The following is a 463-nucleotide window of genomic DNA, read 5'->3' as shown; positions in this document are numbered from 1 at the left end:
CGTACGCCGAGCTCGCCGAAACTCGTCGAGGCCGGCCAGCCGACGAGATCGTGCCGCTGCACCGTACGGCCGCCGACCGCTCCCTCCTCGGCTTCACCGGCGCCGATCTGTTCGAGCAGGCACAGGCGATCGGCAGCGATGGACCTTATGGGGTTCGCGTCCGTGTCACCGACCTCTGACACCGAATTTCTGGTGTGCTATCTCGGCCTCGACCCGTACGATGCCGGACATCCCTCGTCGTCTAGCGGCCAAGGACACCGGTCTCCGGCTCGCCGGAATCGGAAACCCGGGTTCGAATCCCGGCGAGGCAATCCACACCCTCCTTCTGCAACACCAGTTGTGCGATCACTAGCCGGGTCTGCATAGCCTGGGAACACGCCCAGGGGGGCCTGGAGGAGCTCGCGATGCCCCGTCCCCTGTGGTCCGGAGCCATCTCATTCGGCCTGGTCACCGTGCCCTGCAA

The 463-nt window shown here is 66.1% G+C and carries 1 tRNA gene; it reads left to right on the top strand.

The window, feature by feature from the left end:
• Positions 1-230: 230 nt before the first annotated feature.
• A tRNA-OTHER gene (locus OQ02_RS44560) sits at positions 231-311 on the top strand.
• The last annotated feature ends 152 nt before the right edge of the window (positions 312-463 follow it).

Origin of the sequence: Saccharothrix sp. NRRL B-16314 (genome assembly GCF_000716595.1) — a bacterium.
Lineage (GTDB): Bacteria > Actinomycetota > Actinomycetes > Mycobacteriales > Pseudonocardiaceae > Actinosynnema.
This window is presented reverse-complemented; position numbering and strand designations above follow the sequence as displayed.